The organism is Aneurinibacillus sp. UBA3580 (assembly GCF_002375825.1).
Taxonomy (GTDB): domain Bacteria; phylum Bacillota; class Bacilli; order Aneurinibacillales; family Aneurinibacillaceae; genus Aneurinibacillus; species Aneurinibacillus danicus.
Genome location: NZ_DFMZ01000110.1, coordinates 1 through 6850, shown reverse-complemented (window position 1 = coordinate 6850; position 6850 = coordinate 1). Strand labels below are relative to the sequence as shown.

At 46.6% G+C, this 6850-nt stretch carries 6 protein-coding genes; 4 read left to right on the top strand and 2 right to left on the bottom strand.

Annotated elements, in window-relative coordinates; translation table 11 throughout:
• A partial coding sequence (gene mnmA / locus B2899_RS15390; protein ID WP_286886954.1) for a tRNA 2-thiouridine(34) synthase MnmA occupies positions 1-918 on the top strand: 918 nt, incomplete at its 5' end.
• A 139-nt stretch (positions 919-1057) separates the two neighbouring features.
• Here mnmA and acnA read toward each other — a convergent pair.
• On the bottom strand, positions 1058-3793 hold the full coding sequence (gene acnA / locus B2899_RS15385) for an aconitate hydratase AcnA (RefSeq protein ID WP_286886952.1): 2736 nt from the start codon (positions 3791-3793) through the stop codon (positions 1058-1060).
• 155 nt (positions 3794-3948) lie between these two features.
• On the opposite strand from acnA, the gene B2899_RS15380 reads away from it, so the two are divergent.
• Positions 3949-4110 (top strand): hypothetical protein, encoded by a 162-nt coding sequence (locus B2899_RS15380; RefSeq protein WP_170230072.1) that lies wholly within the window; start codon positions 3949-3951, stop codon positions 4108-4110.
• Between the two features lie 70 nt (positions 4111-4180).
• On the opposite strand, the gene B2899_RS15375 is transcribed toward B2899_RS15380, so the two are convergent.
• Positions 4181-4540: a hypothetical protein gene (locus B2899_RS15375; RefSeq protein ID WP_286886949.1), complete on the bottom strand. Its 360-nt coding sequence runs from the start codon at positions 4538-4540 to the stop codon at positions 4181-4183.
• Positions 4541-4600: 60 nt separating this feature from the next.
• On the opposite strand from B2899_RS15375, the gene iscB reads away from it, so the two are divergent.
• The gene (gene iscB / locus B2899_RS15370; RefSeq protein WP_286886947.1) at positions 4601-5833 is read left to right on the top strand and encodes an RNA-guided endonuclease IscB; all 1233 of its coding nucleotides are present in this window, start codon (positions 4601-4603) and stop codon (positions 5831-5833) included.
• A gap of 58 nt (positions 5834-5891) precedes the next feature.
• A complete protein-coding gene (locus tag B2899_RS15365) occupies positions 5892-6368 on the top strand; it encodes a CcdC family protein (protein WP_146812340.1) in 477 nt (158 codons plus the stop codon).
• Positions 6369-6850: the final 482 nt, after the last annotated feature.

The window sequence follows — 6850 nt, the reverse complement described above, 5'->3', positions numbered from 1 at the left end:
ATTCCTTATTATACGGTGAACTTTGAGAAGGAATACTGGGACCGGGTATTCACGTATTTTCTTGACGAGTATAAGAAAGGACGTACACCGAATCCGGACGTAATGTGCAACAAAGAAATCAAGTTTAGGGCCTTTTTGGATCGGGCACTGGATCTGGGAGCGGACTATGTGGCGACCGGGCATTATGCGCAGGTGGATTTCCATGACGGCGAGTACCGTCTGCTGCGTGGCCTCGATCCGAAAAAAGATCAGAGCTATTTCTTGAATCAACTTGATCAGGATCAACTGTCAAAAACGATGTTCCCGCTCGGTCATCTGCATAAAACCGAGGTGCGGGAGATTGCGCTAAAAGCCGGTCTGGCGACGGCGAAGAAGAAAGACAGCACCGGAATTTGCTTTATCGGGGAGCGCAACTTTAAGGAGTTCTTGAGTTCCTACCTGCCGGCCAATCCAGGCGAAATCCGTTCTGTAGACGGTGAACTGAAGGGGCGTCACGACGGGCTGATGTACTATACGCTCGGTCAGCGTCAGGGATTGGGCATTGGCGGTGGCTCCGGTACGGGAGAGCCATGGTTCGTAGTAGATAAAGATATAGAAAATAATATTCTTTATGTGGCACAAGGAACGGACCATGAGCGATTGTACAGCGACTATTTGGAAGCGACGGACGTACACTGGGTGAGTGGCCGCGAAATGCCGAAGACGTTCCGTTGTACCGCTAAGTTCCGGTACCGTCAGCCGGATCAGGGAGTGACGGTTCATATGGAACCGGGTAACCGCTGCAGAGTTGTGTTTGATGAGCCGCAGCGTGCCATCACGCCGGGACAAGCGGTTGTATTCTACCAGGGGGAAGTCTGTCTGGGTGGCGCAACGATTGACAAAGCGATGAAAAACAGTGAGTTGAGGGCAATTGTATAAATGACATATACGCAAGAGGGTGTCCCAAAGTGGTGGGGCACCCTTCTTTATTGCCATATATACGCATGGAAAACGGTGAGTAATCTATATACTGTATTTCATTTGAGTTCCAACAACCTTTTGAGACAGCCTCTTGTTTTTATGAGGAAAGCGACGGTTGTTTATCGGTGATGAGCTTGCGAAGCACCAGCTGCAGAATTCCGCCATTCTTGTAATAATCAATTTCTACATCCGTATCAAGGCGTACGGTACATTTAAATGTGAAAGTTGAGCCGTCCGGACGCATAGCGTGCACTTCAATCTTCTGACGGGGTTGAACCCTGTCGGTTAATTCCGGAATATCAAACGTCTCTTCGCCGGTAATCCCCAGCGTGTCCGCACCCATTTTTTCCTCGAACTGCAGCGGGAGAACTCCCATGCACACCAGATTGGTACGGTGAATCCGTTCATAGCTCTCTGCGATAACGGCCTTAACGCCCAGCAGCAGCGTACCCTTGGCTGCCCAGTCACGCGAGCTTCCTGTGCCATACTCTTTGCCGCCGATGATCATAAGCGGAATGCCTTCCTCTTTGTATTTCATCGCCGCGTCGTAAATGGACATGACTTCGCCTGTCGGAAGGTATGTTGTAACACCACCCTCGGTACCGGGTGCCAGACGGTTACGGATACGGATATTGGCGAAGGTACCCCGCATCATGACTTCATGATTGCCGCGGCGGGAGCCGTACGAGTTGAAATCGCGTACTTTCACACCTTTCTCCTGCAAGAACTTCCCGGCGGGACTGTCCGGTTTAATGGCACCGGCCGGCGAGATATGGTCTGTAGTGACGGAATCTCCCAGCAATGCCAGCAGGCGTGCACCTTTAATCGGATGGATGCCCGGCACTTCCTGTGAGAAGTCTGCAAAAAACGGAGGTGATTGAATATAGGTGGAATCTTTGTCCCAGTTATAAATCTGGTCTTCCGCTATCTGAATCTCGTTCCATCTTTCATTAAATGCAAGCACGTTGTCGTATTTCTCACGGTACATCTCCGGTGTGATAATCGAGTCAATTACTTGTTGCACTTCTTCTTCACTTGGCCAGATATCGCGCAGATAGACTGGCTCTCCCTGCCCGTTGTGACCGATCGGATCATTGTACATATCAATATCAAACGTGCCGGCCAGTGCATAGGCGACGACAAGCGGTGGCGAAGCCAGATAATTGGCTCTGACGAGCGGATGAATTCTGCCTTCAAAGTTACGGTTTCCGCTGAGTACGGATGTGACGGTCATGTCGTTTTCTGCGACCGCTTTGGCTACTTCCGGGATAAGCGGACCGCTGTTGCCGATGCATGTGGTACAGCCGTAACCTACCGTGTTAAAACCAAGCCTATCCAAATACGGTGTCAGACCCGCATCGTCCAGGTATTGCGTGACAACGCGTGAGCCGGGCGCAAGGCTTGCCTTGACATTTGGATTACGGCGCAAGCCTTTTTCAACCGCCTTCTTTGCCACAAGGCCGGCTCCGATCATAACGGACGGATTCGAAGTGTTCGTACAGCTGGTAATTGCGGCGATGACAACGGAACCGGTACGGAGCGTCGACCTGGTATTATCCGGATAGGTGATGGTCACTTCCTGCTTGATTTTCTCATCGGATAATCCGAATCCGCCTTCTTTAATTGGTGCGCGCAGTATCTTTTCAAATTCTTCTTTCATCTCGGTTAAATCGATGCGATCTTGCGGACGTTTTGGTCCTGCTAATGTTGGAACGACGCTGCCTAAATCGAGCGTAATCACTTCCGAGTAGGCCGGAGCTGGCATATCTTCCGTACGGAATAACCCCTGCGCTCTGGTATACGCTTCTACGAGGGCAATGTGTTCTTCCGAACGTCCCGTTGTGCGAAGATAGCGGAGCGTTTGCTTATCAATTGGAAAATAGCCAGCGGTAGCACCATATTCCGGAGCCATGTTAGCGATAGTGGCCCGGTCTTCAAGCGCCATTGAATCAAGGCCGCTGCCGAAAAACTCGACGAATTTGCCTACAACCCCTTTTTTGCGCAGGATGTTGGTGACGGTGAGCGCCAAATCGGTGGCAGTAGATCCTTCCGGAAGCTCTCCGGTCAGCTCGAAGCCGACGACATGCGGAAGCAGGAAATACATCGGCTGTCCAAGCATGGCCGCTTCTGCTTCAATGCCTCCCACTCCCCAGCCGAGGACGCCGAGACCGTTAATCATCGTCGTATGCGAATCTGTGCCCACGAGCGAGTCAGGCAGCACTTCGGTACCGTTTTCCGTTTCCCGCTTTGTTACAACAGAGGCGAGATATTCAAGGTTAACCTGATGGACGATGCCGACGGAAGGTGGCACGGCACGGAAATTGGTAAACGCCTGGGTAGCCCATCGCAAAAATTTGTAGCGCTCCTGGTTACGCTCAAATTCTTTTTCCATATTGAAACTCAGCGCCGTGTCAGAGCCTGCCCGGTCGACCTGAACGGAGTGGTCGATGACGAGATCGACGGGAATGAGCGGGTTAATTTTCTCCGCTTCCAGACCGAGACGGGAGACGGCGTCCCGCATGGCAGCGAGATCGGCTACGGCCGGAACCCCGGTGAAGTCCTGCAGAATTACGCGGGAAGGAATAAACGGGATTTCGAACATTTCTTCCGGTCTGGCATTCGGATTCCAGTTGGCAATCCGCTTTACGTGTTCTTCCGTAATGGCGCGATTATCCATTGTGCGCAGAGCGGCCTCAAGCAGAATTTTAATGGAAAAAGGCAATTTGGAGACGGTACCGATGCCTTTTTCTTCGAGCGTTTGCAGACGGTAATAATAGGATCCATCATCGAGTCGGGTCCGACATAGTTCCCGCAGCATCTGATTACTATTCATAACAAGTGTCCTCCGTTTTTCCAAAATTTCAAGCCGTTTTTAGTATGCGCGATTCAAAGGCAGATATGAGGGGAAAGGTAACGTATAAAGTAAACCGCTTTTATTATCCTAAAGACTGTAGGCCAAATTCTTTGATAAGGAGGAATGACGGATACATGGATCCGCGTAACAGGCAGGAAATGTCGTTCTTGGAGGATGTGGCGGAAGGTATGGATCGCATGATGGATGAAGGCGGCGGCGTTGTGGATGAGGTATGGGCGTACCATGATCCGGTACAGCGCAATGAGTTAGTCGATGTAGATCAGCACGAACAGTAGGAGTGGACAAAGTGAGTAGGAACCACGGCCGGACAGCCGTGGTTCTTTTTACTGAATGGTGCAGAATATCTCACCAATGGAGAGAAGGAGTTGTATTTTTTTCTTCCTGATAATGTATAATAAAATAAGGCAGACCTTGTACATGAGGCGCAGGACAGTAGACGGAAGAAAGAGAAAACGAATGGCGTAATGAAGGAACTTCAAACTGCTTTAAAATATCGTAACAAATCGTAACCTTCAGGTTTATTACGATGTAGTTTGGTGTTCTCTCGCCCCAGTGAGTGTAGTTTTTTGAAAGGAAAACAGCATGATGAACTGGATTGGGGGAATATGGTAAAGTCACACCCTCGGATGTACCTTCAGTCCGTTGCCCTGTGAGTGTTGAGGAAGAAAGTTCGCCTAGGTTATGGAAACTGAACGCCAAAAACACATGTCCACTCTCCTGATTTGGGCAAGAAGGAAAATTCTCCAAAAGGATGGTTAGTCAGAAATGACTAAAGAATTTGCTTTTGTATTGGATGAGAAAGGAAAGCAACTTTCGCCTACATCTGTAAATAATGCTTGGTATCTTATAAGAAAGAAACGTGCAAAATTGATTCAAAAATACCCTATGGTTATTCAATTAAATAAAACTGTAGATAATGAGGACATTGATGAATCTACATTTCATTGCGGTATTGATGATGGAAGCAAACATGTGGGGATTGCGATCGTCCAGGAATGTAAAACCAAAAATAAAGTAGTATTCAAAGGACAAATCGAACAGCGACAAGATGTTAAGCACTTGATGGATATCAGGCGTGGGTATAGAAGGTATAGACGAAGCCATAAAGGCTATCGTCCTGCGAGGTTTGATAATAGAAGAAATAGCAAAAGAATAGAAAGAATTGCTCCAAGTATCAAACAAAAACGTGACGCAGTATTACGGGTCATTAACAAACTTAAACAATGGATTCGTATATCTAAAATCACTCTTGAAGACGTTATGATTGATATTAGAGTCTTAACAGAAGGAAAGAAATTATACTCATGGCAATACCAGCAATCAAATAGATTGGATGAAAATTTAAGAAAAGCAGTATTATTAAGAGACGACTTCACGTGTATGGAATGTGATAAAACCAATTGTGTACTAGAAGTCCATCATATTGTCCCTAGAAGATTAAAAGGTGCAGATTCGATAAATAATCTTATCACTCTTTGTAGTAAATGCCACGATAAAACAGAAGGTGTAGAAGAACAGTTTATTGAGCGTTATCAGAGTATGATGAAAGGTAAGAATGTAAGAACAGATTATGCTCAACACGTGATGCAAGGGAAGAATTATCTCAGACAAGAGGTAAGCAAAATTGCAGAATTAGAATTAACAACAGGTGGAGATACTGCTAATAAACGAATTGATTGGGGTATAGAAAAGAGTCATAGTAATGATGCTATTATAATTACAGGACTCAAAGTGGACGATGTGAATGTAAAAGAATGGCTGATTCGCCCGATGAGAAGAAAAAGTAAGACAAAAGCTGAGGAAGTAAATGGATTTAAACATAGAGATTTGATTGAATATGTAAAAAGGAATGGTGAAAAATATATTGGATGGATTACGGCAATGTATCCAGAAAAGAAACAATGCAACATTACTACCGTAGATGGAAAAGTTTTAAAAAGATATGGTCTTAAAAATTGTAGATTGCTGTGGAGATTCAATAAAATTTATTGGTTATAGAAAGGAGGTGTCCTGTTCCGAATTGCTACGATTTTTCGGGGCAGGATGTTCTGTGAGTATGACCATATTGAGCGCGGTTATCGGCGTGTTTATGGCAATGATGGTATTCTTCATCCGCATGCGGGCCTCGAAGAAGCCCGCTTCTTTAAAGAAGATTATTTTGCCGCCTTTTTTCATGAGTACAGGTTTTTCCATGTTTTTGTATCCGCCTATGCATGTACACGTCACCTATGCGCTGTTTGCCTTTTTCGTCGGTACGCTGCTATCGTATCCGTTAATCGTTACTTCGAAATTTGAAGTGATAGGCAAGGATATCTATCTGAAAAGATCGAAAGCCTTTGTATTTATTCTGATTGGTCTTGTTTTGCTGCGGCTGGCGTTAAAATCATATGTAGGCATGTATGTAAGTATGGAAGAGACGGCCGGTTTATTTTTCATTCTGGCGTTCGGAATGATTGTGCCATGGCGGATTGCCATGTATGTCGAATATATGAAGCTCCACCGTTCACTCGATGATGACAGCGTTTTAACGTAAGATTCATTCGTAAACAAGGAAAAGCTTGCGAGGCGTGTGCCGACCGTTGCTGTTTCCGTGTGGAGCGTGTGGCCCTTAAGGGAGAGAAAGACCGGCAATTGTCTCCCTCATCGAGGTAGCCGGATGTTTTGCCGGTCCGACCGAAGGGCCACAAAGCGGCTGTTTCGCTTCTTTGCGGAAAAAGCACGAGCGGCCACGTCCGCGAGTTTTTCTCATTGTACAGAAAACCACCATGGCGTCTCAGCTGCAACTCCAACATGAAAATCATGGGAAGGGCGGCTGGCTTTAGTGGTACGAAGAAAAAAAGAAGAAAGAATGAGAAGGAGATTTTAATGTAGAAAAAGGCGAAGGCCTTTTTCTTCCTTAGATCTTTTTTCCTCCCTCTTCTCCTCTTTCTTTCCTCATGATTTTCACAGAAAACCACCATGGCGTTTCAGCCGCAACCCCGACATGAAAATTGTGGGAAAGGCGGCTGACTTTTG

Bases quoted from the DNA above. Each gene is read 5' to 3' on its own strand.
- acnA (WP_286886952.1), bottom strand. From the start codon at position 3,793: ATGAATAGTAATCAGATGCTGCGGGAACTATGTCGGACCCGACTCGAT.
- B2899_RS15380 (WP_170230072.1), top strand. From the start codon at position 3,949: ATGGATCCGCGTAACAGGCAGGAAATGTCGTTCTTGGAGGATGTGGCG.
- iscB (WP_286886947.1), top strand. From the start codon at position 4,601: ATGACTAAAGAATTTGCTTTTGTATTGGATGAGAAAGGAAAGCAACTT.
- B2899_RS15365 (WP_146812340.1), top strand. From the start codon at position 5,892: ATGACCATATTGAGCGCGGTTATCGGCGTGTTTATGGCAATGATGGTA.